The following is a 26,359-nucleotide window of genomic DNA, read 5'->3' as shown; positions in this document are numbered from 1 at the left end:
CGGTTCTCGGTCGACCTCGTCGTCGGGCGCGACGTGGAGGCGCGCCGCGCCGGAGTCGATGCGCTCGCGGTGACGGGTCGTCGCCGCGCGGGGAAAGCCCGTGCGTGACACCAGCTGCCGGGGCAGCACCTCGATCGACCGCGCGCCCGCGTGACGGGAGAGCAGCGCGGTCCCCGTCGGCCCCCCAGGCCCGACGGGTGCCGCGGGATAGGGGTCCGTCGCGTCGGTGCGGCGGTGGTCGGCCTCCTCGCTCATCCCGATCGGACCGTCCGGGTCGCCGCTCATGAACTGCGAGACGACGGGGTGGTCGGTGAGCAGGAACTGCTCGCGGGGGCCGAACATGACGAGCTCGCGCCGGTAGAGCATCCCGAGGTTGTCGGGGAGCGTGCGGGCGAGCTCGATGTTGTGGGTGACGACGAGCATCGTCGCGTCGGTGGCGGTGCTGACCTCCATGAGCAGCTGCGCGAGGTTGGAGGTGCGCACCGGGTCGAGGCCCGAGTCGGGCTCGTCGATGAGGATGATGGAGGGGTCGGTGACCAGGGCGCGCGCCAGCCCGGCGCGCTTCTTCATGCCGCCCGAGATCTCGCCCGGCACCTTGTGCTCCTGGCCGACGAGGCCGACCATGTCGAGCTTCTCGAGCACCCGCTGCCGGATCTCCCGCTCGGGCAGCTTCGTGTGCTGGCGCAGCGGGAACGCGACGTTGTCGTAGACGTTCATCGAGCCGAACAGCGCGCCGTCCTGGAAGAGCACACCGAAGCGGCGGCGCAGCTCGAGACGCTGGGACTCCTTGGCGGAGACCATGTCGACGCCGTCGACGAGGATGCGGCCCGCCTCCGGGCGCACGAGGCCCATCACCGACTTGAGGAACACGGACTTGCCGGTGCCCGACGGGCCCAGCAGCGCCGTGATCTCCCCGGGCTCGAGCGTGAGGCTCACGTCGCGCCAGATGTTCTGGCGTCCGTAGCTCTTCGTCAGGCCGGTGACCTCGACCGTGCCGCCCATCGCGGTTCCCCCTGTCGTCCTCGCGCCGCGACCAGGGGGCCGCAGCGCGGCGAAACTATGTGTGGTGCCGGTCACCTGTCACCGCTCGGAGCGAATTGGGGGCGCCACCGACGGAAGACGGCGGAGAAGTTGTCACGGGCCTGACAACTTCTGCTCGGCGAGCGGGTCCGTCGCCCTCGCCGGGGCCGGAAGGCTGGACCACGTCGCCCCGCCGACCGTTCACTGCGGACGTCAGGGGAGCGCAGGTCGACGACCGCGCCGGGGGAGCAGGGGAGGCGCCGTGGTCGACGGGGACGCGGCGCCGTGCCCGCTCGCGCGCGCCCACGGCCTCGCGCCGGGGCTGGCCGCGGCGTACCGGCCCCGCGTCGCCGAGCTCAGCCGCCGCCTCGCCGAGCAGGTGGTCGAGACGGTCGCCGGCTTCGCGCACCCGACGTTGCGTCCCGTCGTCGCCGAGGCGGTGGCGCTGGCCGTCACGGCGTTCGTCGACGCCCTCGCGGGCGCGCCGGTCCGCACCAGCGAGCTCGCCCGGCACTTCGACCGGCTCGGTCGGTTCGAGGCCGCGGCCGGGCACGACCTCGACGCCATGCAGGCCGCGCACCAGGTGGTCACCCAGAGCGGATGGGTCGAGCTGCGCCACCGCGCCGCCGAGCTCGCCACGCCACCGGCGCTCGTGGACCGGATCGCCGACGTCCTGCTCGCCTACCAGCGGTGGCTGCACGACCAGGCGGTGCGCGGGTACGTCGAGGAGCGGCGCACCGTGGCGCCCCGGGTGGCGACGGAGGAGCCCCGCACCCGCCTGTTCGCGGCGCTCCTCGCCGGTGCTTCGCCGACCCGGCTCGGCGCCCTGGCGCAGGACGCCGGGCTGTCCTGGCCGCCGCAGGGGCCGCTCGTCGCCGTGGTCACGGAGACCGTGCAGGGGGCCGCGCGTGCGGCCCAGGTCGCCGCCGTCGAGCCCTTCCGGGACGACCTGCTGGCGGGAGTGCTGCGGGGCCGGGCGGTGCTCGTGGTCGCCCAGCGCGTCGCGGCCGACGTCGCGGCGGCGCTCGCGCACCGGGGTCGGCGGCCGGTCGCCCTCGGCTGGGGCGGAGGGCCGGACGAGGTCCCGCACGGCGTGCGGTGGGCGGTCCGCGCCCTGCGCCTGGTGCGGAGCGGCGTCATCCCGCTCCCGCCGGACGGGGTGGTGCGCTGCGCCGAGCACCGCGAGACGCTGTGGCTGCACGCCGACGAGGCGCTGCTGGAGCAGGTCACCTCCGACCTGCTGGCGCCGCTCGACGCGTGCAAGCCCGCCCAGCGCGACGCGCTCGCGGAGACCCTCCTCGTGTGGCTGCAGACCCGGGGCAGCGCCCCGGTGCTGGCGGAGCAGCTGGGGGTGCACCACCAGACCGTGCGCCACCGGATGCGGCGGCTCCGCGACCTCCTCGGCGAGGCGGTGGACGACCCGGCGATGGCCTCCGTGCTGCTCCCGGCCCTCGACGCCGAGCGTGCGCGCGCGGGCGCCCGGTCGGGGTGAGGCGCCGGACGTGCGGGTGGGCCGTCCGCCTCAGCGCCAGGCGAACCGGTCGTGCAGCCGTGCCACCGCCGGTGCGCGCACGGCCAGGCGCAGCAGCGCCCAGCCGAGCACGCCGCCCACCACGTTCCAGAGCAGGTCGTTCACGTCGGCGATGTGCCCGCCCCCCAGGGTGCGGGCGGTGACGTACTGCGTCACCTCGATGACCAAGCTGAAGAGCGCCGCGACGGCGAGCACCCGTCCCCACGACGGTCGGGCCAGAAGGAGGGACGCGAGCACACCCACCGGGAGGAACACGCCGACGTTCATGAGGGCGTCGGCCACCTCGTAGTCGTGGAAGGGGACGAGGGCGAGTCCCGCGTGCCAGGGCACCGTGGAGGTCGGCTTGTCGAGGTAGACCGGGAAGACCGTGTTGGCGACGACGCCCGCGACGTACACCGCCAGGGCGAGCGCGACGCTCGCCCGCGGCAGGCTGAGCAGGCCCCGACGGCGCAGGTGGAGGAGGAGGCCGAGGAGCACGAGAGCAGCGATCGGCACGACGACGGGGAGCACGGGGGCCTGGCGGAACACGGTCCCGACCGTAGGGAACGGCAAGCCGTGGGCGCCTCGTCCGCAGGTGCCGACCGGGCGCCCTCAGGTACCGCGTCGCTGGTCCACCAGGTAACCCACCACGAGGTCGGTGAGGTCGGTGACGAGCTTCCGCTCGACGGGCTCGGACCCCGCTAAGCGGAACAGGAGCGTGCCGACCACGAGGTCGAACGCGGTGGCGGCGGCGTCGGTCTCGACCCCCCAGCCCTGGGTGAGCGCCGCGAGGAACGGGGCCCGCACCTGGGCGCGCAGCTCGGCGCGGAGCTCCGAGTCGGTGGTCTCGGCCAGCACGCCGAGCAGGAGGGCGTGGACGTCGGGCCGGCTCGCGGCGCCCGCGAGCCAGGCCACCGTGGCCCGCAGGTCGCTCTCCCCGGTGACGCCGGGGAGGTCGCCGAGCCGGTCGAGGAGCGCGGCGGCGACGAGGGCGCCCTTGGAGTCCCACCGGCGGTAGACCGTCGTCTTGGCGACCCCCGAGGCGCGGGCGATGTCGTCGAGCGAGGTGGCGCGGTAGCCGTCGCGCGCGACGAGCTCGACGGCGGCGTCGAGCACCGCGCGGCTGATGCCGGCGCGGCGGGGTCGGCCCGCGGTCCTGCTCACGGCTGCCCCTTCCGACGGTCGCCGGCGGCTGTCGCCGACGTCACCAGTCTATATCGCTACCCGGAGTTTCGGAATGGCCGCCGGCGGCGTACCGTCGATTACGAAACCGCTGGTAGCGCAATGGAGGACGACATGACCACGACCCGATCGGCGCGGGGCCGCGCCGCCCTGCGGACCTTCCGCGACGCCGTACCGCTGCGGTCCGTCGGGCTCGTGCTCGGCGTGCTGGTGCTGCAGCTGGCGTTCGTCGCGTCGTACGTCGGCGCGTTCCACGACCCGACGCCCCACGAGATCGAGGTCGGGGTGGTGGCGCCGGACGGCGTCGCGACGCAGGTCGTCGACCGGCTGAACGGCATCGACGGGTCCCCTCTCGAAGCGACGGCGACGAGCGAGGCGGCCGCGCGGTCGCAGGTGCAGGACGGCGACCTCGCCGCGGCCCTGGTGGTCTCCGCCGACGGCACCGAGGACACGCTGCTCGTCGCCTCGGGCGGCGGGTCGTCCGTCGTGACCGCGGTGCAGTCGGTGCTCACGCAGGCGGAGGCGTCGCAGGGACGCACGCTCACGACGGAGGACGTCGTGCCCCTCGAGGGCGGGGACGCCCGCGGGCTGACCGGCTTCTACCTCGTCGTCGGCTGGATGGTGGGCGGCTACCTCGTCGCCTCCCTGCTCGGGGTCGCGCGGGGCAGCCGTCCCGCCACGCCCCGCCGGGCGGCGGTGCGGCTCGCCTCGCTGGTGCCGTACGCCGCGGCCTCGGGCCTCGGCGGCGCGCTCGTCGTCGGTCCCTGGTTGGGGGCCCTGGACGGGCCGGTCTGGGTGCTGACCGGCATCGGGACCCTCGTGGTGCTCGCCGGAGCGGCGATGACGGTGGCCCTCCAGGTGCTGCTGGGCACGGTGGGCATCGCCGTCGCCATCCTGCTCTTCGTCGTCATCGGCAACCCGAGCGCCGGCGGTGCCGTGCCCGCGGCGCTGTTGCCGACCTTCTGGCGCACGGTCGGGCCGTGGCTGCCCAACGGGGCGGCGACGGAGGCGGTGCGCAGCGCGGTCTACTTCGACGCGGCCGGGATCGGTGGCCCCGTGCTGGTCATCGCGGCCTGGGCGGTCGCCGGCGCCGTGCTGACGATGGGCGCGTCGTGGGTGCTGCACCGGCGGGGCGCCGGGCCCGCGGGGCACACGGAGGCGTGAGCGTCGGGCGCGGGCGCTGAACTGTGCGGCTGGGGCAGTCCGGACCGAACCGGGCCGACCCCAGCCGCACAGTTCGCGGCTCTCGGGCGACGCGACGCCTCAGAGGAAGCGACCGTTGCTGACGTCGATCTCGACGGTGTTGCCGGGGCCGGGCACGAGGGCGTTGATCAGGCCGGTGTTCGCCCCGCAGTCGGCGAAGTCGCCGATGGTGTACTCGCCGACGAGGCGTCCGCCGGCGGTGAGGTCGAAGCCGACGCCGGGTTCGGTGCCGACGGGGATGGTGACCGGGGTGGTGGTCTGGCACTTGTTGCCGGTGAAGGTGGGGAAGCCGAGGACCTTGATGTTGGAGAGCTTGACGTTGTAGGTCGCGGTGGCGTCGACGGAGGCGATGTCGCCGGAGAGGTTGATGTGGCCGGTGACGGGGGCGACCTCGACGAAGGCGACGTCGGCCTGGACGGGGAGGAAGCCGGCGGCCTTGAAGCTGGTGCGGGTGCCGGGCAGGGGCAGGGAGCCGGTGAAGTCGCCGGTCTCGACGTCGAGGTCCGTGCTGAGGGTGGTGGGTCCGAGGCCGACGTCGGAGCCGGTCTTGGCGATGGTGCTGGTGCCGACGGCGTCGTACTCGATGGGGACGATGGTCGCGGCGTGGGCGGCGAGCGGGATGAGGGCGACGGCGGCGCCGACGCCGGCGGTGGCGAGAGCGCGGCGTACGCGGCGGGTGGTGCTGCTCATGGGACGTCCTGACGTGCGGGAGGCGAGTGGGGGGGGACGGCGGAGCGGGCAGGCCGGGGGGAGAGGTCGGCCCACCCGCTCCGAGACGTGGTCGATCAGAGGAAGCGGCCGTTCGAGACGTCGATCTCGACGGTGTTCCCGGCGCCCGGGACGAGCAGGTTGATGAGGCCGGTGTTGAGGCCGCAGTTCGAGAACTTGCCGATGGTGTACTCGCCGACGAGGCGTCCGCCGGCGGTGAGGTCGAAGCCGACGCCGGGTTCGGTGCCGACGGGGATGGTGACCGGGGTGGTGGTCTGGCACTTGTTGCCGGTGAAGGTGGGGAAGCCGAGGACCTTGATGTTGGAGAGCTTGACGTTGTAGGTCGCGGTGGCGTCGACGGAGGCGATGTCGCCGGAGAGGTTGATGTGGCCGGTGACGGGGGCGACCTCGACGAAGGCGACGTCGGCCTGGACGGGGAGGAAGCCGGCGGCCTTGAAGCTGGTGCGGGTGCCGGGCAGGGGCAGGGAGCCGGTGAAGTCGCCGGTCTCGACGTCGAGGTCCGTGCTGAGGGTGGTGGGTCCGAGGCCGACGTCGGAGCCGGTCTTGGCGATGGTGCTGGTGCCGACGGCGTCGTACTCGATGGGGACGATGGTCGCGGCGTGGGCGGCGAGCGGGATGAGGGCGACGGCGGCGCCGACGCCGGCGGTGGCGAGAGCGCGGCGTACGCGGCGGGTGAGCGTGCTGGTGGTCATGCGGGCAGTCTCCTGACGTGGGTGGGGTCGAGCCGAGGAGCGGACGGGCCGGGGGAGGGGGACGGCCCGCCCGCTCGGGGTCACGACAGGTTGATGGCGCCGTCGGGCGACGTGACGGCCAGGTTCGCCACCATGTTGGCCGGGTTGCCGTTCTGCAGCTGCCCGAGGCAGCCCACCACGTTGGAGAGGGTCAGGTTGCTCGTGTAGCCGGTCTGGCTGATGTTGAGCTGCTGGGTGGCCTCGTTGAAGGAGCCGTTCGCCTGGCCCGTGACGGTGAAGCGGCAGATGTTCGGGTTGGCGGTGGTCTGGACGGAGGCGTTCGCGCCGCCCACGTAGCCGGCGATCGACTCGTTGCCGGTGGTCGCGTTGGTGCCCGTGCCGGTGATGTTCCACGTGCCGTTGTGGGTCACGGTGGCGGCGCCACCCGGGATGCTGCACCCCGTCCAGGTCGTGGACGTGATCGCCGCGACGGGGTTGACCCCCGTGCCCGAGGTGACCGTGCCCGCACCGCGGACGGACGTGCAGTTCATGTTGATGACAGTGCCGCCGGCGTTGCGGGCCGAGAACTGCACCGTGCCGGTGCTCGCCGCGGTGATCGCGTGCGATCCGGCAGCGCTGCTGCCGCCGACCGAGACGGTGTAGGGCGGCCCCGCGGCGAAGGCCGGGCTGGAGACGGTGATGACGGCGGCGGCGGCAGCGGCGGCAGCGAGGGTCTTGAACTTCATCGTTCCTCCTAGGTTCCGAGCGTGACGGCTGTCACGGGCACATCAAGCCCCGCCGCCGTCGACCGGGTCCAGGGCGCGGGCGTCCCGAGCTCGAATTGGGGCGCTGGATTGTCACGCGCGTGACAACGCGTCACGCCGACTTGTCACCTGGGTGACAACTTTTCGGAGTGTGTCCCGGGCCGCCGGGTGAAGCCTGGCTGTCCCGGCGCGGCCGCTGTCACAGTGCGCCGGTGAGGTTCTCCCTGCGTTCCCGTCGTGCCCTGGTCGCCGCAGCGCTCGCGGCACCTCTGCTGTTCCTGCCCGCGGCAGGTAGCGCCCAGGAACCGGGCCCCTACGACGGCCTGCCCCTCATCACCACCGGCAACGATCCGGCGACGCGCAACACCTACGGCTGGTTGGGCGTGGCGCAGGTGGGCCGTGCCTACTCGCCCGTCTCCCAGCAGTGGGGCCGGGTCCCGGTCGGGCTCCTCGCCACGAACATCGAGTTCGCCACGACGGAGCGGACGGACGAGAACGGTGACCTCATCGTCGACGGTGACTTCGACATCCACGCCTACCTGCAACCCACCGGGGGCGGTGGCGACCAGTACGGGCTGTCGCCCGAGATCGTGATCCGCACGGTCGCTTTCGGGTCGATCCCGACCGAGGTGCGTCTGCAGCTGCGCCAGCGGCGCGACGAGGCCGACCTTCCCGTGGGGTTCTACATCCGCACGAGACTGACGACCAACTTCACCCGTCAGCTCCAGATCTACCCGCCGACCGGCCTGGAGGACCTCGTGGACGTCGCCGTCGTGGGGCTCACGGTCGACGACGTCCCGGTGCCGGTGGAGGACTCGTGCGCGACGGGTCCGACGGCTCGCATCGAGCTCGCCAGTGAGGCGGTGGTGATCGACCAGGCGGCGGGTGAGCAGTTCGTGCAGGACCGAGGGTTCTCGGGTGCGGAGGGTGGCACCCTGAACGGCACGCTCGACATCCCGGCGTTCGCTGGCTGCACGACGACCGACGGGGACGACCTCTCGGCCGTCCTGACCTCGCTCGTCTCGGGACCGGACAACCCGGTCACGGTGAAGCTGGGCATCCTCGGGTGCTACTACGCGTTCGACGACCAGACCTATGCCCCGCTGCCGCCACAGCCCGACACCGCCATCGCGGACGCCGGGTGCGCCCCCGACCTCCGGGACGGCGTCGAGGGGGTCCCGTCCCCGCTCCCGCTGCCCTCGACGGCGCCGTAGGACGCCGGCGTGGCAGGCGGGTGCCCGTATCCGGTACGGCAGGAGGGCGTTGACGGACGACCCACCCGGCGGCTCTACTGTGACCGCAACCACACTGACTTATCGGGGAGTGAGTGCGTGGACGACGTCCTGCGTGGGACCGGCCGACCGGCATGAGCGCCGTGCTGCTCGCCGTCGGTGCCGTCCTGCTGCTCGTCTCCGCCCTCCTCGTCGTGCTGGCCGACACCCTCGCCCTCGCCCCGCTCCGGGCGGACGGCGCCGTGGTCCCGCGCGGCGGCGTGCTGCTCGCCGCCGCGCGCCACGGGGACGTCGTCGTCGCCGAGGCCGGCGGCTTCGCGACCGACGGCGAGCTGCAGGTGGTGGCGGTCGAGCCGGTCGAGCCCGACCACGACCGCAACCTGCGCTGGTTCGCCGGGGCGCTGGAGCACCAGGGCGAGGGCCCGGTCTCGCGGGCCATCTCCCGGCTGGCGGGCAGCGGCCGGGTCACCGACGTACGCCGCGTCCCCGGCGCCGGCATCGAGGGCTCGGTCGACCGCCACCCGGTGCGCGTGGGCGACCCGCGGTGGCTCGGGGTGGCCGCGCCGACCGCCACCCGCGGGGGACGCACCGTGGCGGTCGAGGTGGACGGCCGGATGCTCGGCTCCATCACGGTCGCCGACCGGGTGCGGCCCGAGGCCACGGGAGCCCTGACCCGGCTCACGGCCGACGGCTGGACGACCACGATGGTGAGCTCCGCCGGCGAGGTCGAGGCCCAGCGGCTGGCCGCGGAGACCGGCGGCGACGTCCGTGCCGTCGCGGACGCCGACGGCCGCCGGGCCCTGGTCGCCGGGCTCGCGGAGGCCGGTCGGTCCGTGGTCTGGGTGGCGGGAGGCGCCGGAACCGTGCCCGCTGGAGCGCGTCTCGCGCTCACCGACGCCGCCGGTGCCGCGACGACGCGCGCGGGGGACGTGCCCGTGGTCGTGCTGCCCGACGTCGCGGTCGACCGCGTGGAGGTGCTCCTCGCGCGGCTGCGGGGACTGCCGGGGCGGCTGCGCGCCGTACGGGTCGGAAGCGGGGCGACGGCACTGGTGGGGGCCGTGCTCGTCGTCGCGGGGGTGCTGGTGTGAGCGGGAGGGCTGCGCCAGCCGCAGGAAGGGACGCGCCGCGCGTGCGGCCGTCGACGAGGGAGGGACCACATGGGGGAGCAGACATGGGTGCGGTGACGTTGCCCATCAGGGCGGAGGACGCCGAGGCGGCGGCGCGGTTGACCAGCGCCGTGCGCTCGGTGGCGCCCGAGCTGGCGCTGGAGATCGCCGACGAGATCCAGGCCAAGGTGGCGAGCTACGCCGGCCACCCGGAGGGTCGCCGCCACCAGCTGATCGAGGGTGCGGTCGCCGCGGCGATCGAGCACCTCATGGCGGTGGCGGAGGGGCGCCCGTTCGCGAACGCGCGCGTCGACGACCTCTTCCGCCAGATGGGCCACGGGGAGGCCTGGGAGGAGGGCGACCTCGACGCCACGCAGGCGGCGTTCCGCGTCGCCACCCAGGACGCGTGGCGGCACCTGCGCGACCTCGCGCGCACGCACGGCCTCTCGGCCCACGCGCTCGGGGTGCTCGGCGACCGGATGTTCGCCTACCTCGACCACCTCGTGGAGCAGACCCGCATCGGGTACGACGTCGCGCGACGCCGGCTCGAGAGCGACCGTGGCCGCGCGCGGCGCCGGCTGCTCGACGCCCTGCTGCGCGGCGTCGACGGCGAGGCCCTGCGGTCGCTGGCCAACGCCGCGCAGTGGCGCGTGCCGGAGCGGCTCGTCGTGCTGGGCCTCGAGCACCGCGAGGTCACCGTCGCCGACGAGCAGTCGGCGACCCTGCGCCAGCAGGTGCGCGAGGTGCTGGCCGCCGGGGGCGTCCTCGACCGGGTGCTGGTGCGTCCCGACGGGTCGGGGCTCGTGCTGCTCGCGCCCGCGCCGGAGGTCGACGAGGTCGTCGAGGTGCTCGAGCCGCTGCTCGCGCAAACGGGCCACCGGGTCGGCCTGGGCTGGCCGGTCGGTCCGGCCGAGCTGCGCGACGCCCTGCGCTGGGTGCGGAAGATGCTGACGCTGGCCGGGTCGGGGATCGTGCCCGACGGCCCGCTGCTCCGCTGTGCGGAGCACCGCACGCAGATCTGGCTGCACGCCGAGCCGCTGCTGCGCCAGGGGCTGGTCCAGGACCTGCTGTCGCCGCTGCTGGCCGAGACGCCCAACTCGCGGGAGATCCTGTCGGAGACGCTCCTCGCGTGGCTCGAGTCGCGCGACAGCGCGCCGGCGATCGCGGCGCGTCTGGGGGTGCACGCCCAGACGGTGCGCTACCGCTGGAAGCGGATCAACGAGCTGTTCGGCGAGGACCTGCACGACCCGGAGTTCGTGGTGTCGCTGACCATGGTGCTCAAGGCCAGCGTCCCGCTGTGGAAGGCGGGCGACCAGCGGGACTTCGAGCGCTTCCACCGGGCGACGGGCTGAGGAGCGCCCCGCTCCCGCCCGGCCGGCCGGGGGTGACCCACGGGTATCGTGACGGCGCGTCCCGGCACCGGGGCGCGGAGACGAACGGGGGCAACGTGGAGCGTCGCAGAGCTGCGGTCGGAGCGGTCGCGTCGGTGGCCCTGCTGGTCCCGACCCTCGCGGCCTGCCAGGGCGACGGCGAGGCGACGCCGGAGCCGACGCCCCCGACGACCGCCGCGGCCGCCGACCTCACGCTGGGCACCTACGGGATGCCCGAGGCGGAGGTCGAGGCCCTCGTCGCCGAGACCACCGAGCTCAACGAGGCCACCGAGACCCGCCAGGTGCAGGTGCAGGCCTCGAACTCCTCGCTGCGCGACGCCGTCGCGGCGGGCGAGGCCCTGCCCGACCTCTTCTTCGCGTCGAACAGCGACCTGGCCTACCTCGACGGCCAGGACCTCATCGAGCCCGTCGACTCCTACATGGTGGACCGCAACGTCGACTTCGGCGACACGCTGTCCTACGACGGGGTCAAGGCGTTCACCGTCAACGACCGCCTGGCGTGCATGCCCTACTCGATCGACCCGCTCGTGATCTTCTACAACAAGGCGCTCGTCGACTGGGACGCCATGGAGGCCGAGGGGCTGCCCGTGCCGAGCAGCGGCCGTTGGGGCCTCGAGGAGCTCGAGGCCGCGGCCCGCTTCGCGTCCGACCCGGAGGCCGGCACGAAGGGCCTCTACGTGGGGCCGACGCTCGAGCAGCTCGCCCCGTTCGTGCTGTCGGGCGGTGGCGCGGTGTTCGACGACCAGACGCCGCCGACCTCGACCGCGCTGTCGGAGGAGTCCTCGGTCAGCGCGCTCACCCAGGCCCTGCAGGTGCTCCGCGAGCCCCAGATCACCCTCACGGCCGACGAGCTGGCGCAGGCCGACGCGATGGAGTGGTTCACCTCGGGCCGGCTCGGGATGATCATGGCGCCGCGCTCCGAGGTGCCCGCGCTGCGCGCCGTCGACGGGCTCGACTTCGACGTCATCTTCCCGCCCTCGGTGGACGAGCGTGCCACCGTCGGCACCGCCGGCGGCATCTGCATGTCGCTCGATTCCGAGGCGAAGGAGGCGGCGGCCGACACCATCGTCGACCTGACCAGCCCCGACGCGATGGCGGGCGTCACCGAGGCCGGTTACATCGTGCCGGTGCTGCTCGAGGTGGCCCAGTCCGACGCCTACCAGCAGCCCGACCAGCTGCCGGAGTCCGCGAGCGTCTGGACCAACAACCTGCGCTACACCTACTTCCTGCCGGCCGTGCCGGACGAGGCCGCGCTGGACGCCGCGGTCGCGCCGTACCTCGACGCGCTCCTCAACGACGCCATCCTCAACGAGGAGACGATCCTCTCGACCGTCACCGAGCTCGACGAGGCATCGCGGCTGCTGCTCGGCGGCAGCACCGAGGAGGAGTAGGGCTCAGTCCTCGGCCGACGAGTCCGCGGGCTCCGCGTCGCCGGCGATGACCGCGTCGGCGAGCAGGGGTGCGGTGAGCTCCACCTGCCAGGGCCGGGCGCCGTACGACGCGAGCTGCGCCCCCACGGCCTCCACGAGGTCCGCACGGTCGCGGGTGCGCGGCGGCGACCACAGCAACCGCCGGAGGTAGTCCGGCGTCAGCAGGTTCTCGACCGGCACGGAGCGCTCCTCCGCGAGGGCGGCGACCGCGTCGCGGCCCACGGCGTGGCGGCGGGCGGCGGCCGGGTCCTTGTCGGCCCAGGCCCGCACGGGCGGGGGTCCGTCACCCCGCAGGGTGCGTGCCGGCAGGGCGGACTCGTCGAGGTCGAGGGCCTCCTGGACGGCCTCGACCCAGCGCGCGGCGTACCGGTCCGCGCCCCGACCCTTGAAGCCCGGCGTCGCGAGCAGCGCGCCGCGCGTCGTCGGGAGCGCCTCGGCGGCCGCGATGATCGCGGAGTCGGGCAGCACGCGGCTGGGCGTGGTGTCACGGGTGCGGGCGATGTCGTCGCGGGTCGTCCAGAGGGCGCGGACCGCGGCGAGGGCACGACGGCCGCGCAGCTTGTGGGTGCCGGACACCCGTCGCCACGGGTCGACCCGCACGGTGGGGGTGAAGGACAGCAGGTGCTCGAACTCCTGGCGCGCCCACTCGGTCTTGCCCTGCTCCTCGAGCTCGGCGACGAGGAGCGCGCGCAGCTCGACGAGCACCTCCACGTCGAGCGCGGCGTAGACCAGCCACGGCTCCGGCAGGGGGCGGCGCGACCAGTCGACGGCGGAGTGCTCCTTGCGCATCCGCCGCCCGAGCTGGCGCTCGACGAGGCTGGCGAGGCCGACCCGCGGGTGGCCCAGCAGGCGCCCGGCGAGCTCGGTGTCGAAGAGCCGGGTGGGGTGGAGCCCGACCTCGGCGAGGCACGCCAGGTCCTGCGTCGCGGCGTGGAGGATCCACTCGGCGTCGCCGATGGCCTCCTGCAGCGGGGCGAGGGACTCGAACGCGATGGGGTCGACCAGCGCCGTGCCGGCGCCCTCGCGGCGCAGCTGGATGAGGTAGGCGCGGTTGGAGTAGCGGTAGCCCGAGGCGCGCTCGGCGTCGATCGCGACCGGACCGTCCGCGGCGGCCACCGCCGCGCAGTAGTCCGCCAGGGCCTCCGCGGTCTCGATGACGGGGGTGAGCCCGTCGCGCAGCTCGAGCAGCGGGGCCTCGGGAGCGTCGGGAGCCTCCGGGGTCTCGGGCTCCTGCGCGTCGGGTCCCGTCGACGGGGCGTCGGTCACGAGCGGCCCCGCTGGCGCCGGCTGGGGAGCAGCGCGACGCCGTCGGGCAGCGGCGGGAGGCCGGCGGCCTGGCACATGAGCTCCGCCCAGGCCTCGGTGTGCCGGTCGAGGGCGAGGTCGGCGGGCGACCACGAGGCACGGATCTCGATCTGCGCGGTGGTCTCGTCGTCGGACATCTGGCCGAACCCGCGGGTGGTCACGCAGGTGACGGTGCCGGCGGCCGCGCCGTACGCGGCGCCGTGGGCCTCGAGGGCCTCCCGCAGCCACGACCAGCCGACCTCGGCGAGCATCGGGTCGGTGGCGAGCTCGCCCTCGATGTCGGCGCGCACGTAGGTCACGCAGCGGAAGGTGCCCTCCCACGCGTCGTTGCCGTCGGGGTCGTGCAGCAGGATGAGGCGGCCGGTCGCGACCTCCTCCTCGCCCTCCTCGACGTCGCCCGTCACGGCGGCCGCGTACGGCGCGATCCGACGTGGCGCCGGCATCTCTTCCAGGTGCACCTCGGGTCGCACGCGTGCCCCCCGCATCGCCGCCACGGCGTCGCGGAAGGCGCTCGGGACGAGCCCGGCGTCGGTGCCCGGGCGCGCGTCATGTCCAGCGGCCATGGGCCGAGGGTAAGCCGGGGCGTCCGGGTCGGCCGTGCGCCACGCCGCCTGACCTGCGAGGATCGGGGGGTGTCCGCGCCCCAGCCCGTCCAGCAGCCCGACCCCCGCCTCGCCGACTCGGTCTTCCTCAAGGCCGCCCGCGGGGAGGCGGTGCCGCACACGCCGGTCTGGTACATGCGGCAGGCCGGGCGCTCGCTGCCGGAGTACCTGCGGGTGCGCGAGGGCATCGGCATGCTCGAGTCCTGCATGGACGCCGACCTCGTCACCGAGATCACGCTGCAGCCGGTGCGCCGGTACGGCGTGGACGCGGCCGTCTTCTTCTCCGACATCGTGCTGCCGCTCAAGGCGGTCGGGGTCGACCTCGACATCAAGCCGGGCATCGGCCCGGTCGTGGCGAACCCGGTGCGCACCCTGGCCGACGTCGCCGCGATCCCCGACCTGACGCCGGAGCACGTCCCCTTCATCACGGAGGCGGTCCGGCGGCTGGCGGGCGAGCTGGGCGGCACGCCGCTGCTCGGCTTCGCGGGCGCGCCGTTCACGGTGGCGTCCTACCTGGTCGAGGGCGGTCCCTCGAAGGAGCACGCGCGCACGAAGGCCATGATGTTCGGCGCCCCCGACGTGTGGGCGGCCCTCATGGAGAAGATCGCCGGCATCGCGGCGGCCTTCCTCGAGGTGCAGGTGCGGGCCGGCGCGTCCGCCGTGCAGCTCTTCGACTCGTGGGCCGGCGCGTTGACGCCCGCCGACTACGCGGCCCACGTACAGCCCCACTCGGCGCGCGTGCTCGCCGCGATCGGCGAGCTGGGCGTGCCGCGCATCCACTTCGGCGTGGGCACGTCGAACCTGCTCGGCCTCATGGGCGAGGCCGGGGCCGACATCGTGGGCGTCGACTGGCGCACGCCGCTGGCCGACGCGATCGGTCGCGTCGGCGGGCGGGGGGTGCAGGGCAACCTCGACCCGACGCTCGTGTTCGCGCCGACCGAGGTGCTCCTGGCGCGGGCCGCGGAGGTCATCGAGGCCGGCCGTGCCGCGCCCGGCCACATCTTCAACCTCGGCCACGGCGTCATCCCGTCGACCGACCCGGGCCAGCTCGAGCGGCTGACGGAGTTCGTGCAGACCTACGCGCTGGACTGAGCCTCCGGCTCGACCCGGGACTCAGCCCCGGGGTCAGCCCCGGTCCAGCTTCGCCTGGAGGCGCTGCATGCCCGCCAGCCAGCGGTCGGTGTCGGTGGCGCGCGCGGCGTAGTAGTCCGCCACCTCCGGGTGCGGCAGCACCAGGAAGCGCCGCTCGTCCAACGCCCGCGCCCAGGCGTCGGCGACGTCGGACGGCTCCAGCGCCGAGTCCCGCGAGAGCAGCCCGGTGAGCGGGCCGGCGTTGTCGAGCATGGCGGTGCGCACGCCCTGCGGGCACAGTGCCTGCACGGCGACCCCGCGGTGCCCGTACGTCGCGCTCAACCACTCCGCGAAACCGACGGCGGCGTGCTTCGTCACCGAGTACGGCGCGGAGCCCAGCATCGTCAGCAGCCCGGCCGCCGACGCGGTGACGACGAAGCGCCCCCCGGTGCCGCCGGTCTCCTCGGCACGGGCGAGCCAGCCGGGGACGAGCTCGCGGGCCGCGCGCACGTGGGCCATGACGTTGACGTCGAGCATGCGGGCCCACGCCTCGTCGGAGGTCGCGAGGCTGGGCGCGTCGTCGACCATCCCGCCGGACGTCGAGTCGATGCCCGCGTTGGCGAGGAAGACGTCGACCCGACCGAGCTCGGCGACGGCGATGGCGAGCACGCGGCGTACGCCGTCGGTCGTGGCGACGTCCCCGGGAGCCGCGGTGCCGCCGACCTCCGCCGCCACGGCGGCGGCCGCGTCGGCGTCGAGGTCGTTGACGACGACGCGTGCCCCCTCGGTGGCGGCGCGCACGGCGAGGGCGCGGCCGATGCCGCGCCCGCCGCCGGTGACGACGACCCCGAGGCCCGCCAGCCGGTCGGCGGGGGCGGGGGACGTGCTCACACGCCGCCCCGCAGGGTCAGGCCGCCGTCGAGCACGAGGGTCTGGCCCGTGGTCCAGGAGGCGTCGTCGGACAGGAGGTGGGCGACGGCGCCGGCGATGTCCTCGGGGACGCCGAGACGCTGGAGGGGGTACGCCGCGGCGACCTCCTCCTCGCGACCGGAGTAGAGCGCCTCGGCGAAGCGCGTCTTCACGACCGCCGGAGCGACGGCGTTGACGCGGATGCCGGGCCCGAGCTCGACGGCGAGCTCCTCGGTGAGGTGCACGAGCAGGGCCTTCGACGCGCCGTAGAAGCCGATGCCCGGCGCCGGGCGCAGGCCCGCGACGGAGACGACGTTGACGATGGCGCCGCCGTGCTCGGCCATCCAGCCGCCGACGACCTTCTGGGTCCAGGCCAGCGTGCCGATGGCGTTGACCTCGAGGATCTTGCGGGCCGCGTCGAGGTCGATGTCCATGAGCGTGCCGTAGGTGGGGTTGATGCCCGTGTTGTTGACGAGCAGGTCGAGGCTCCCGAAGGTCTCGACGGCGCGGGCGACGACGTCCGCCTGGTGCTCCTCGTCGTCGGCGCGGCCCGCGATGCCGAGCGCCTTCGACGGGCCGCCCAGCTCGGCGACGGCCGCCTCGAGGGCGTCGACCTTGCGGGCGGTGATGACGACCCGGGCGCCCTCGTCGACGAGCCGCTGGGCGATGGCGAGGCCGATGCCGCGACTGGCGCCGGTGACGAGGGCGGTCTTGCCGGCGAGGCCGGGGGATGCGGGCATGGCGGTGCCTTCCTGTCGCGGGACCTGCGGTGCGGTGTGACCTGGGCCATGCCTACCAGATCGGGGTCGCCCCGTCCGAGGTGCCCGTCAGGCGGGCGAGCGGAGGGGGCCGTCGCCCGCGGGCACCCGCTCGAGCACCTCCACCTCGTCACCGAGCCGGATCTCGGGGGCGGGTGCGCCGGGAGCGGGGGCGGGCACGTCCGGGACCAGGTTGACGCCGAACCAGACGCCGCCGTCCCATCGGCGCAGCCGCGCGAGGGTGCGCGTCGGCTCGTGGCCGCGCTCGCCCGTGGTGGGGTCGAACGTCGTCATGACGCAGCGGGCGCAGCCCTTCACCGCGCGGAAGGTCACGTCGCCGACGCGCAGGCGGCGCCAGTCGTCCTCGGCCCAGGCCGGTTCGTCGCCGGTCAGCACGAGATTGGGCCGGAAGCGGGCCATGGCGAGCGGCTCCGCGGCGCCCTGGGCGTGCTCGAGGAGCGCGTCGTTCAGTGCGGCGAGAGACGCGGTGGTCGTGACGAGCAGGGGGTAGCCGTCGGCGAACGACACGCGGTCGCCGGGGCTGGAGTAGCGCGGGTCGGCCGGGCGACGGGTCGGGTCGTCGAGGTGGACGAGGTGCACGGGGCGGCCGAGGAGGTCGCTCAGCCAGGCGTCCGCGGCCGGCTGCGGGGCCGCGGTGAGGTGGGAGCCCCACACCTCGACGGGCACCTGGGTGACCGGGTCGGGGATGGGCACCGTGATCGAGGACGACGCGGCCCCGGTGCCCGCTCCGGTGCCGGCCTCGGTGCCCGCGGTCAGATCGAGCGCGCCGTGCCCCTCCGCGAGGAGGCGCGCCCGCACGAGCAGCAGGGCCGGGTCGGTGCGGGCCGAGACGAAGTCGCCCGGCTGGCGGCCCCCGCGGCCCTCGGCGGCCTCGACGACCATCCAGCGCCGGTCGCCGGCGAGGCCCCAGGGCTCGACGGCAGCGGTGGCGAGGTCCTCGGCCCGCATCGACTTGACCGGGTAGCGGTGGAGGGCGGACACGACGAGCGGCACGGTGCGCAGGGTAGTCGGCCGGCGGCCCGGTAATCGGCTGGCGCAGCGCGCCGGGGGACCGGATGATGGCTCCTCGTGGGTCACGTGGACGTCGCCGGGGTGCGCTACGAGCTGCCGGACGGGCGGGTGTTGCTGGCGGACGTGTCGTTCCGGGTCGGCGACGGGCAGAAGGTAGCGCTCGTCGGCGCCAACGGGGCGGGCAAGACGACCCTGCTGCGCATCGTGACGGGGGACCTCGTGCCCCACGAGGGCGCGGTGACGCGGTCGGGCGGGCTCGGCGTGATGCGGCAGTTCGTCGGGCAGGGCGTCGTGCGCACGGGCGCGGACGGCGACGACGCGGAGGTCACGGACCCGACGGTGGGCGACCTGCTCGCCTCGGTCGCCCCCGAGCGGGTGCGCGCGGCGCTCGCCGCGGTCGACCGGTGCGAGCTCGCGCTCATGGAGACCGACGACGAGCCGACGCAGATGCGGTACGCCACCGCGCTGGGCGAGCTCGCCGACGCCGGGGGCTACGAGATCGAGGTCGTCTGGGACACCTGCGCGGTCGCCGCGCTGGGGATGCCGTGGGACCGGGCGCGGCACCGGCTGCTGCGCACGCTGTCGGGCGGTGAGCAGAAGCGGCTCGTGCTCGAGTACCTGCTCCGGGGCCCCGACGAGGTGCTGCTCCTCGACGAGCCGGACAACTACCTCGACGTACCCGGGAAGATCTGGCTCGAGCAGCGCATCGCGGCGTCGTCGAAGACGATCCTGCTGGTCAGCCACGACCGGGAGCTGCTCGCCAACACCGCCACCCGGGTCGTGACCGTCGAGCTCGGCAGCGCGGGCGCGGGCAACTCGGTCTGGACGCACGTGGGCGGGTTCGCGGGCTACCACGACGCGCGGCGTGCCCGGTTCGAGCGGTTCGAGGAGCTGCGCCGGCGCTGGGACGAGGAGCACGCGAAGCTGAAGGCCCTCGTGCACCGGCTGCGGGTGAAGTCGGAGTTCAACGACGGGATGGCGGGCGCCTACAAGGCGGCGCAGACGCGGCTCGGGAAATTCGAGGAGGCCGGCCCGCCCACCGCGCAGCCGCGCGAGCAGCAGGTGACGATGCGGCTGCGGGGCGGACGCACGGGCAAGCGCGCCGTCGTCTGCGAGCAGCTGGGGCTGACCGGGCTGATGGACCCGTTCGACCTCGAGGTCTGGTACGGCGAGCGGGTCGCCGTGCTCGGCTCCAACGGGTCGGGCAAGTCGCACTTCCTGCGCCTCCTGGCCGGCGGCGGCACCGACCCCGACGTCGAGCACCGGCCGGTGGGGGAGACCCCGCCGGCGCCGGTGCCCCACACGGGACGGGCGCGGCTCGGGGCGCGGGTGCGGCCGGGCTGGTTCGTGCAGACGCACGAGCACCCGGAACTGGTGGGGCGCACCCTGACCGAGATCCTCCACCGCGGCGACGGCTCGCCCCACGGTCGGGCCGGTATGGGCCGGGAGCAGGCGGCGCGCGTGCTCGACCGCTACGAGCTCGCGGCGAGCGCCGACCAGCCCTACGAGTCGCTGTCGGGCGGCCAGCAGGCGCGCTTCCAGATCCTGCTGCTCGAGCTGTCGGGCGCGACCCTGCTGCTGCTCGACGAGCCCACGGACAACCTCGACGTCGCCTCGGCCGAGGCCCTCGAGGAGGGACTCGCGGCGTTCGAGGGCACGGTGCTCGCGGTCACCCACGACCGGTGGTTCGCGCGCGGCTTCGACCGGTTCCTCGTGTACGGCGCCGACGGCACCGTCTACGAGTCCACCGAGCCCGTCTGGGACGAGGGGCGTGTGGCCCGGGCGCGGTAGTTCGTCGCGTCGAGTTGGGTTGTAGGGCGCGGCGTACGCGTCGAGTTGGGTTGTAGGGCGCGGCGTTTGCGTCGAGTTTGGTCGTGCGGCGCGGTGGGAGCGCCGAGTTGTCACGTACGCCGCGGCGGGGGCGCCGAGCTGGCATCGGGCGCGCGGTCGCCGGGCGGGCTCGGCTGCGACTGTGTCGATGGTGCGCGCTGGACGCGACCTGGGCCGTCCCAGGCGCACAGTTCTCACAACGGCCGGGGCCCGACCCGGGCCCCGGCCCGGAGGAAGAAAACGCGGACCGGAGGGGGTCCGCCCTCGGCGTGTCGCGGTCCGGCGTCCGCGCGTTCTTTTCCCGGGCGGAAGCGCGTCCGCGTTTTCCTCCCCCGGGAGGCCCGGGCATGCCGCCCACCTCGACGCCCACGCCGCGCCGTACGACCCACCTCGACGCGCACGCCGCGCCGTACGACCCACCTCGACGCGCACGCCGCGCCGTACGACCCAACTCGACGCGCCCACCGCGGCGTACGTGACAACTCGACGCGCGGGCCCCCACCCCACCGGCGTGCCTCCCCGCTGAGCCCCGGGGACGCTCCTACGCTCGGGATCCGGGCTCGGCTGCTCGTCGACGCCCCACTTCCCCATCGGACCCGCACGGGTCCTACCCAGAGCGAGGCACACCGGATGATGAGAGGCGTCATCGGCCGCGACATGGCGGTCGACCTGGGCACCGCGAACACGCTCGTCTACGTGCGTGGCAAGGGCGTGCTGCTCGACGAACCGTCGGTCGTCGCCCTCAACACGATGACGCAGGAGATCGTCGCGGTGGGCCACGAGGCCAAGCGGATGATCGGCCGCGCCCCCGACACGATCATGCCGATCCGCCCGCTCAAGGACGGCGTCATCGCCGACTTCGAGGCCTGCGAGCAGATGCTCCGGTTCTTCATCCAGGCGGTGCACAAGCGGCGCTACCTGGCGAAGCCGCGGCTCGTCGTGTGCGTGCCGAGCGGCATCACGGCCGTGGAGCAGCGCGCGGTGAAGGAGGCGGGCTACCAGGCGGGAGCCCGTCGGGTCTACATCGTCGAGGAGCCCATGGCGGCCGCCATCGGTGCCGGGCTGCCGGTGCACGAGGCGACCGGCAACATGGTCGTCGACGTCGGGGGCGGCACGACCGAGGTCGCCGTCATCTCCCTCGGTGGCATCGTCACGTCCCTGTCGATCCGCACCGCCGGCGACGACCTCGACCAGGCCGTCATCGCGTGGATGAAGAAGGAGCACTCGCTGCTCCTGGGCGAGCGCACGGCCGAGGAGATCAAGACCACCGTCGGCTCCGCCTTCCCCTCGTCGGGCGAGCCCGACGTCGAGGTGCGGGGCCGCGACCTCGTCTCCGGTCTCCCGCGCACGGTGAGCGTGAGCACGTCGGAGATCCGCCAGGCCCTCGAGGAGCCGGTGCACGCGATCGTCGACGCCGTGCGCGTCACCCTCGACCAGACGCCCCCCGAGCTGGCCGGCGACATCATGGACCGCGGCATCGTGCTCACCGGCGGCGGCGCCCTGCTCCGCGGCCTCGACGAGCGCATCCGCCACGAGACCGGCATGCCCGTGCACGTCGCCGAGAGCCCGCTGACGTCCGTGGCGCTCGGCGCGGGCCGCTGCGTCGAGGAGTTCGAGGCCCTGCAGGCGGTGCTCGTCTCCGACCGCCGGAGGTACTGACCGTGGCCCTCCGCACCCCCCTCCCGCCGACCGGCCCCGACACCGGTGGCCCCGGCGGTCCCGGTCCCGGCGACCGCGCCCCCCGCCCCGGCAAGGACGACCGCCTCGGTCGCACCGCCCGGCCCCGGGGCCTCGCCCGCCTGCGCCGCCTCCCCCTCACGGTGTCGTGGGCGCCCGGCACGGCGCAGGAGCGACGCCCCCCGCGCGCGCTCGTGGCCGCGCTCGCCATCACGGGCCTCTCGCTCATGACCCTCGACCACCTCGGCGGCGACAGCTCGCCCGTCGAGCCCGCGCGCGCCGTCGTGGGCGAGGTCGTCGGACCGCTCGAGTCCGTGGCCGCCGCGGCGGTGCGCCCCGTGGCGGCGGTCCCGGCGTGGTTCCAGACCCAGTCGTCCCTGCGCGACGACCTGGCGGCCGCCGAGGCCGCGAACGACGAGCTCCGGAACCAGCTGGCGACGGAGCCGCTCGACCGTGCGCGCCTGGCCGAGTACGACGGTCTCCTCACCGCCGCCGGCGCTCAGCAGGTGGACCTCGTCCCCGCCCGCGTCGTCGCGTACGGCGCGGCGCAGACCTTCACCCGCACCGTCACCATCGACGCCGGTACGTCGTCGGGCGTGCAGCCCGACATGACCGTCATCGCCCCGGCGGGACTGGTGGGCCGCGTGGTGGGCGTGACCCGCACGACCGCGACGGTGCTCCTCGTCGTCGACGCCGACTCCACCGTCGGTGCCCGGGTGGGCAGCTCCAACGAGGTCGGGTTCCTCTCGGGCGGCGGCTCGCTGTCCGAGCCGAGCCGCCTCGACCTCGACCTGGTCGACACCACCGTCGTACCGGCCGAGGGCGACGTCGTCGCGACCTGGGGGAGCGGCAACGCCGGTCCCTACGTCGCGGGCGTGCCGATCGGCACCGTGACGGAGCTGTTCTCGACGCCGCGGGACACCACGAAGCGCGCCGTCATCGAGCCCTTCGTCGACTTCAGCCGGCTCGACACGGTCGGCGTCGTCGTGCCGCCCGACACCGAGAGCGACCGCGCCCTCGTCGGACCCGACGGGATCCGCCGATGAACGCCGCCCGCAGCGCCGTGACCGCTCTGGCCGTCCTCCTCGCGGTCGTGCTCCAGGCCGCGCTGCTGCCGGGGCTGTCGTGGCGCGGGGTCGTGCCCAACCTCGTGCTCCTCGTCGTCGTCGCCGGTGCCCTCACCCGCGGACCCAACGTCGGTGTCATCCTCGGCTTCTGCGCCGGGCTCGCGCTCGACCTGGCCCCGCCGGCCGACCACCTGGCGGGCCGGTGGGCGCTCGCGCTCATGGTGGTGGGGTACGTCGCGGGCAGCGTCCGCCGCGACGAGCGGCCCACCGTGCCCGTGGTGCTCGTGACGGCGGCCGTCGCCTCGTTCGTCGGGTCGTCGGTGTTCGCGCTGCTCGGCGTCGTCATGCAGGACCCCGCGACGTCCGTCGGCGACGTGCTCGCCGCGGTGGGGGTCGGCCTCGTCAGCGACGTCGTCGTGGCGCCGCTCGTGCTGCTGCCCCTCCTCGTGCTGCTGACGCGCTTCGAGCCGCAGCGACGGTTCGCCTGATGGCGGCGTCGCCGACGCGTCGCGCCACGCCGGAGAGCCCCGGCGCGAAGCGCAGCCGGCTCCGGCTGATCGTCGTGCAGGCGCTCGTGCTCGCCCTCTTCGGCACGCTGCTGGCGCGGCTCTGGTACGTGCAGGTCCTCGACGGCGAGCTCTACCAGGCGAAGGCCGCGTCGCAGTCGGTGCGCGACATCGTCGTGCAGCCGCAGCGCGGCCTCATCGTCGACGCGCAGGGCCGCCCGCTCGTGGCCAACCGGACGGCGTGGGTCGTCGCGGTCGACCGCAGCGTGCTGGGACGGATGGAGGACGACGCCGCGGAGGTGCTGCTCGACCGCGTCGCCACCGCGGTCGGCCTCGAGCGCACGGCGCTCGACGGCGCCCTGCTCGACTGCGGCGACGCGGGCTCGGTGGAGGGCACCTGCTGGAACGGCTCGCCGTACCAGCCCGTCCCGATCGCCGTCGACGTCGACCGCGAGGTGGCGCTCGCGATCCGCGAGCAGCCCGAGGACTACCCGGCCGTCGTGGTCGACGAGCAGACCGTGCGGGACTACCCCGCGCCGTACGGCGTCAACGCCGCCCACCTCCTCGGCTACCTCAGCCCCATCACCGAGAGCGAGCTCGACGCGGCGGAGGACGCGGACGACGCGTCCGTCAACGGCGCGTCCGTGGTGGGCCGCGCGGGCATCGAGCAGGAGTACGACGCGTGGTTGCGCGGCATGCCCGGCTACCGGCGCGTGGCGGTCGACTCCATGGGCCAGGTGATCGGCGACGACTCGGAGATCGAGGCGACGCCGGGCGACACCCTCGTGACCTCGATCGACGCCCAGGTGCAGTCGGTCGTCGAGCAGCAGCTGGCTTCGACGATCGAGACGGCGCGGAACACCCGGGACACGGTGACGGGGCGCAACTACGTCGCGGACTCCGGCGCCGTCGTCGTCATGGAGGCCGACACGGGCCGGATCGTGGCGATGGCGAGCCAGCCGACCTACGACCCGGGCGTGTGGACGGGCGGCATCTCCCAGACCGACCTCGACCGGCTCTACTCGGAGGAGGCGGGCACCCCGCTGCTCTCCCGCGCGACGCAGGGCCAGTTCGCGCCGGGGTCGACGTGGAAGCCGTTCATGACGGCCGGGGCGCTCGAGAACGGCTACACCACCGACAGCCGCCTCGACTGCTCGTCGAGCCTGCGGGTCGGCAACCGCGACTTCAAGAACTACGAGTCGGGGGCCTACGGCTCCATCGGCTTCGCGAAGGCGCTCGAGGTCTCCTGCAACACGTTCTTCTACCGGATCGGCTACGACTTCTGGGCCACCTACGGCTCCGACGTCGAGGACGTCGACGCCTTCGACCCGCTGGTGGACGAGGCCAAGGAGTGGGGCTTCGGCACCGCGACGGGCGTCGACCTGCCCGGCGAGGCGTCGGGCCGGATCGCCGACCGCGCCTGGAAGCGGGAGTACTACGACGCGCAGAAGGACTTCTACTGCGACCTCGCGGAGGAGGACGGCAACGACTTCCAGCACCGGTTCGCGCGCGAGTTCTGCGCGGAGGGGTACGCCTACCGGGCCGGTGACGCCGTCAACTTCTCCATCGGGCAGGGCGACACGATCGTCACGCCGCTGCAGCTGGCCGACGCGTACGCCGCGCTCGCCAACGGCGGCACGCTCTACGAGCCGCGGGTCGCGAAGGCCGTCGTCTCGCCGGACGGCGAGCTGGTGCGGGAGATCGAGCCCGAGGTGAAGGCCACGGTCGACGTGCCGTCCGACGTCGTCGACTACATCGACGGCGCGCTGCAGGGCGTGACCCGCGAGGGCACGATGGCCTGGCGCATGGGCGGGTTCCCGCTCGACGACGTGGTGGTGCGGTCCAAGACCGGCTCCGCGGAGGTCTACGGCAAGCAGTCGACGTCGTGGGTCGCGTCGTACTCCGACGACTACGTCGTCGTGATGATGGTGTCGCAGGGCGGCACGGGCTCGGGCACGTCCGGCCCGGCGGTGCGTGCGATCTGGGAGTCGCTGTACGGCGTCGAGGGCGACGCGGTCGTCCCGGCCGCCGCCGCGATCCCGGGCGTGGTCGCCGGCGAGGAGCTCCCGACGTTCACGCCCGACGGCTCCATCCTCCCGCCGGCCCGCGACCCGGAGGAGGGCTCGTGACCGTCACCCCGCTGCGCCCGCTCGGGGCCCGCCCGCTCGGCGGCCGCGGGGCGGTCGCCGCCACGACCCGCACCCGGATCCCCGGTCTCGACTGGGTCCTCCTCGCCGCCGTCGCCGTGCTGCTCGTCGTCGGCACCCTGCTCGTCTGGTCGGCCACGGCGACACGCGCCTCGCTCGTCGGGGACGACTCGACCGCCTTCCTGCGCCGCCAGCTCGTCAACGTCGCGATCGGGGTGGTGCTCGCGGTCGTCGTCGTGGCGACCGACCACCGCTGGCTGCGCATCGTGGCGCCCCTGGTCTACCTCGTCTCGGTGGTCGGCCTCGTGCTCGTGCTCGTCATGGGGTCGACCATCAACGGCTCCCGGTCGTGGCTGCGCCTCGGCGGCATGTCGATCCAGCCGGCGGAGTTCGCGAAGCTGGCGGTCGTCGTCGGCATGGCCCTCCTCGTCGCCGAGCGCGCGCAGGCGTCGTGGCGCCGTTCGGTCGGCACCCGCGAGGTCGTGGGCATGCTCGCCATCGCCGCCGTGCCCGCCGCGCTGATCCTGGCCCAGCCCGACCTCGGCACCATGCTCGTGCTGACGGCGACCGTGCTCGGCGTGCTCGCGATCGCCGGCACGCCGCGGCGCTGGCTCCTCGGGCTCCTGCTCGCGGGAGCGGGCGCGGCCGTCGCGGCCGTCGGCGCCGGGGTCCTCAAGCCCTACCAGCTCGACCGCTTCCTGGCCTTCATGGACCCGAACCGCGACCCCCTCGGGGCGGGCTACAACACGGAGCAGGCGCGCATCGCCATCGGCAACGGGGGCCTCTTCGGCCAGGGTCTCTTCGAGGGGTCGCAGACGCGCTCGGGGTTCGTGCCCGAGCAGCAGACCGACTTCATCTTCACGGTCGCGGGGGAGGAGCTGGGCCTCGTCGGGGCTGGTGCCATCGTCGCGCTCCTGGCGCTCGTCGTCTGGCGCGCCCTGCGCATCGCGTCGGCCTCCGACGACGCCTTCGGCCGCGTGGCCGCGGGCGGCATCGCCTGCTGGTTCGGGTTCCAGGCGTTCCAGAACGTCGGGATGTGCCTCGGCATCATGCCGGTCACCGGGGTGCCGCTGCCGTTCGTCTCCTACGGTGGCTCGTCCCTCTTCGCGGTCATGCTCGCCGTCGGGGTGCTGCAGAGCATCCACCTCCGCAACGGCACGCGCGGCGAGGCCGGGTAAAGAAACGCTCGTACCACTCCCACCCGGGGCGGCGGAGGC

At 74.4% G+C, this 26,359-nt stretch carries 23 protein-coding genes and 1 pseudogene; 13 read left to right on the top strand and 11 right to left on the bottom strand.

Translation table 11 applies throughout. The features are described from left to right. Positions 1-405: 405 nt before the first annotated feature. A pseudogene (locus tag PIR53_11805) lies at positions 406-1,002 on the bottom strand (ATP-binding cassette domain-containing protein). A gap of 280 nt (positions 1,003-1,282) precedes the next feature. On the opposite strand from PIR53_11805, the gene PIR53_11800 reads away from it, so the two are divergent. Beyond that, positions 1,283-2,512 (top strand): helix-turn-helix domain-containing protein, encoded by a 1,230-nt coding sequence (locus PIR53_11800; GenBank protein WZH50707.1) that lies wholly within the window; start codon positions 1,283-1,285, stop codon positions 2,510-2,512. A 30-nt stretch (positions 2,513-2,542) separates the two neighbouring features. Here PIR53_11800 and PIR53_11795 read toward each other — a convergent pair whose 3' ends face one another. Both PIR53_11795 and PIR53_11790 read right to left on the bottom strand, forming a co-directional pair. After that, positions 2,543-3,079 (bottom strand): VanZ family protein, encoded by a 537-nt coding sequence (locus tag PIR53_11795; GenBank protein WZH50706.1) that lies wholly within the window; start codon positions 3,077-3,079, stop codon positions 2,543-2,545. Positions 3,080-3,142: 63 nt separating this feature from the next. Continuing rightward, positions 3,143-3,694 carry a TetR/AcrR family transcriptional regulator gene (locus PIR53_11790; GenBank protein ID WZH50705.1) on the bottom strand — a complete coding sequence of 184 codons (552 nt, stop codon included), beginning with the start codon at positions 3,692-3,694 and terminating at the stop codon, positions 3,143-3,145. 132 nt (positions 3,695-3,826) lie between these two features. Here PIR53_11790 and PIR53_11785 point away from each other — a divergent pair, with 132 nt between their 5' ends. Further along, the gene (locus PIR53_11785; protein WZH50704.1) at positions 3,827-4,876 is read left to right on the top strand and encodes an ABC transporter permease; all 1,050 of its coding nucleotides are present in this window, start codon (positions 3,827-3,829) and stop codon (positions 4,874-4,876) included. Between the two features lie 99 nt (positions 4,877-4,975). Here PIR53_11785 and PIR53_11780 read toward each other — a convergent pair whose 3' ends face one another. From PIR53_11780 to PIR53_11770, 3 genes are all read right to left on the bottom strand, one after another. Further along, positions 4,976-5,605, bottom strand: a complete 630-nt coding sequence (locus PIR53_11780) for a hypothetical protein (GenBank protein WZH50703.1) — start codon at positions 5,603-5,605, stop codon at positions 4,976-4,978. 95 nt (positions 5,606-5,700) lie between these two features. After that, the gene (locus PIR53_11775) at positions 5,701-6,336 is read right to left on the bottom strand and encodes a hypothetical protein (GenBank protein ID WZH50702.1); all 636 of its coding nucleotides are present in this window, start codon (positions 6,334-6,336) and stop codon (positions 5,701-5,703) included. 80 nt (positions 6,337-6,416) lie between these two features. Continuing rightward, positions 6,417-7,061 carry a hypothetical protein gene (locus PIR53_11770; protein WZH50701.1) on the bottom strand — a complete coding sequence of 215 codons (645 nt, stop codon included), beginning with the start codon at positions 7,059-7,061 and terminating at the stop codon, positions 6,417-6,419. A 230-nt stretch (positions 7,062-7,291) separates the two neighbouring features. Here PIR53_11770 and PIR53_11765 point away from each other — a divergent pair, with 230 nt between their 5' ends. The 4 genes from PIR53_11765 (at position 7,292) to PIR53_11750 (ending at position 12,199) form a co-directional block, all read left to right on the top strand. Beyond that, a complete protein-coding gene (locus PIR53_11765) occupies positions 7,292-8,293 on the top strand; it encodes a hypothetical protein (protein ID WZH50700.1) in 1,002 nt (333 codons plus the stop codon). A gap of 152 nt (positions 8,294-8,445) precedes the next feature. Then, a complete protein-coding gene (locus PIR53_11760; protein WZH50699.1) occupies positions 8,446-9,399 on the top strand; it encodes an HAD family hydrolase in 954 nt (317 codons plus the stop codon). A 92-nt stretch (positions 9,400-9,491) separates the two neighbouring features. Further along, on the top strand, positions 9,492-10,769 hold the full coding sequence (locus PIR53_11755) for a helix-turn-helix domain-containing protein (GenBank protein WZH50698.1): 1,278 nt from the start codon (positions 9,492-9,494) through the stop codon (positions 10,767-10,769). A 95-nt stretch (positions 10,770-10,864) separates the two neighbouring features. After that, entirely contained in the window at positions 10,865-12,199 is a 1,335-nt protein-coding gene (locus tag PIR53_11750; protein ID WZH50697.1) for an extracellular solute-binding protein, read from the top strand. Positions 12,200-12,202: 3 nt separating this feature from the next. On the opposite strand, the gene PIR53_11745 is transcribed toward PIR53_11750, so the two are convergent. Both PIR53_11745 and PIR53_11740 read right to left on the bottom strand, forming a co-directional pair. Next, positions 12,203-13,504, bottom strand: coding sequence for an HRDC domain-containing protein (locus tag PIR53_11745; GenBank protein WZH50696.1), 1,302 nt, complete (start codon positions 13,502-13,504; stop codon positions 12,203-12,205). Further along, a complete protein-coding gene (locus tag PIR53_11740) occupies positions 13,501-14,106 on the bottom strand; it encodes a DUF3000 domain-containing protein (protein WZH50695.1) in 606 nt (201 codons plus the stop codon). The genes PIR53_11745 and PIR53_11740 overlap by 4 nt, the downstream gene beginning before the upstream one ends. 69 nt (positions 14,107-14,175) lie before the next feature. On the opposite strand from PIR53_11740, the gene hemE reads away from it, so the two are divergent. Further along, positions 14,176-15,237, top strand: coding sequence for a uroporphyrinogen decarboxylase (hemE, locus tag PIR53_11735; protein ID WZH50694.1), 1,062 nt, complete (start codon positions 14,176-14,178; stop codon positions 15,235-15,237). A gap of 33 nt (positions 15,238-15,270) precedes the next feature. On the opposite strand, the gene PIR53_11730 is transcribed toward hemE, so the two are convergent. From PIR53_11730 to PIR53_11720, 3 genes are all read right to left on the bottom strand, one after another. After that, complete coding sequence (locus tag PIR53_11730) at positions 15,271-16,107, bottom strand: SDR family NAD(P)-dependent oxidoreductase (GenBank protein WZH50693.1); 837 nt, start codon at positions 16,105-16,107, stop codon at positions 15,271-15,273. Beyond that, positions 16,104-16,865: an SDR family oxidoreductase gene (locus PIR53_11725; GenBank protein ID WZH50692.1), complete on the bottom strand. Its 762-nt coding sequence runs from the start codon at positions 16,863-16,865 to the stop codon at positions 16,104-16,106. The genes PIR53_11730 and PIR53_11725 overlap by 4 nt, the downstream gene beginning before the upstream one ends. 87 nt (positions 16,866-16,952) lie before the next feature. Continuing rightward, positions 16,953-17,897 (bottom strand): MOSC domain-containing protein, encoded by a 945-nt coding sequence (locus PIR53_11720; GenBank protein ID WZH50691.1) that lies wholly within the window; start codon positions 17,895-17,897, stop codon positions 16,953-16,955. Between the two features lie 75 nt (positions 17,898-17,972). On the opposite strand from PIR53_11720, the gene PIR53_11715 reads away from it, so the two are divergent. The 6 genes from PIR53_11715 (at position 17,973) to rodA (ending at position 26,320) form a co-directional block, all read left to right on the top strand. After that, entirely contained in the window at positions 17,973-19,706 is a 1,734-nt protein-coding gene (locus PIR53_11715; GenBank protein WZH50690.1) for an ATP-binding cassette domain-containing protein, read from the top strand. A gap of 669 nt (positions 19,707-20,375) precedes the next feature. Continuing rightward, complete coding sequence (locus PIR53_11710) at positions 20,376-21,404, top strand: rod shape-determining protein (protein WZH50689.1); 1,029 nt, start codon at positions 20,376-20,378, stop codon at positions 21,402-21,404. A 2-nt stretch (positions 21,405-21,406) separates the two neighbouring features. After that, on the top strand, positions 21,407-22,468 hold the full coding sequence (locus PIR53_11705) for a rod shape-determining protein MreC (GenBank protein WZH50688.1): 1,062 nt from the start codon (positions 21,407-21,409) through the stop codon (positions 22,466-22,468). Further along, a complete protein-coding gene (mreD, locus tag PIR53_11700) occupies positions 22,465-22,977 on the top strand; it encodes a rod shape-determining protein MreD (GenBank protein WZH50687.1) in 513 nt (170 codons plus the stop codon). Before PIR53_11705 ends, mreD begins: the two co-directional genes overlap by 4 nt. After that, the gene (gene mrdA / locus PIR53_11695) at positions 22,977-25,124 is read left to right on the top strand and encodes a penicillin-binding protein 2 (protein WZH50686.1); all 2,148 of its coding nucleotides are present in this window, start codon (positions 22,977-22,979) and stop codon (positions 25,122-25,124) included. Before mreD ends, mrdA begins: the two co-directional genes overlap by 1 nt. After that, positions 25,121-26,320 (top strand): rod shape-determining protein RodA, encoded by a 1,200-nt coding sequence (rodA, locus tag PIR53_11690; protein WZH50685.1) that lies wholly within the window; start codon positions 25,121-25,123, stop codon positions 26,318-26,320. The genes mrdA and rodA overlap by 4 nt, the downstream gene beginning before the upstream one ends. Positions 26,321-26,359 lie beyond the last annotated feature (39 nt).

Source organism: Nocardioides alkalitolerans, assembly GCA_038184435.1.
Lineage (GTDB): Bacteria > Actinomycetota > Actinomycetes > Propionibacteriales > Nocardioidaceae > Nocardioides > Nocardioides alkalitolerans_A.
This window is presented reverse-complemented; position numbering and strand designations above follow the sequence as displayed.

Coding starts and splice junctions, on each gene's coding strand:
- PIR53_11760 (WZH50699.1), top strand. CDS start 8,446: ATGAGCGCCGTGCTGCTCGCCGTCGGTGCCGTCCTGCTGCTCGTCTCC.
- mrdA (WZH50686.1), top strand. CDS start 22,977: ATGGCGGCGTCGCCGACGCGTCGCGCCACGCCGGAGAGCCCCGGCGCG.
- PIR53_11775 (WZH50702.1), bottom strand. CDS start 6,336: ATGACCACCAGCACGCTCACCCGCCGCGTACGCCGCGCTCTCGCCACC.
- PIR53_11725 (WZH50692.1), bottom strand. CDS start 16,865: ATGCCCGCATCCCCCGGCCTCGCCGGCAAGACCGCCCTCGTCACCGGC.
- mreD (WZH50687.1), top strand. CDS start 22,465: ATGAACGCCGCCCGCAGCGCCGTGACCGCTCTGGCCGTCCTCCTCGCG.
- PIR53_11780 (WZH50703.1), bottom strand. CDS start 5,605: ATGAGCAGCACCACCCGCCGCGTACGCCGCGCTCTCGCCACCGCCGGC.
- PIR53_11785 (WZH50704.1), top strand. CDS start 3,827: ATGACCACGACCCGATCGGCGCGGGGCCGCGCCGCCCTGCGGACCTTC.
- PIR53_11770 (WZH50701.1), bottom strand. CDS start 7,061: ATGAAGTTCAAGACCCTCGCTGCCGCCGCTGCCGCCGCCGCCGTCATC.
- PIR53_11710 (WZH50689.1), top strand. CDS start 20,376: ATGATGAGAGGCGTCATCGGCCGCGACATGGCGGTCGACCTGGGCACC.
- PIR53_11740 (WZH50695.1), bottom strand. CDS start 14,106: ATGGCCGCTGGACATGACGCGCGCCCGGGCACCGACGCCGGGCTCGTC.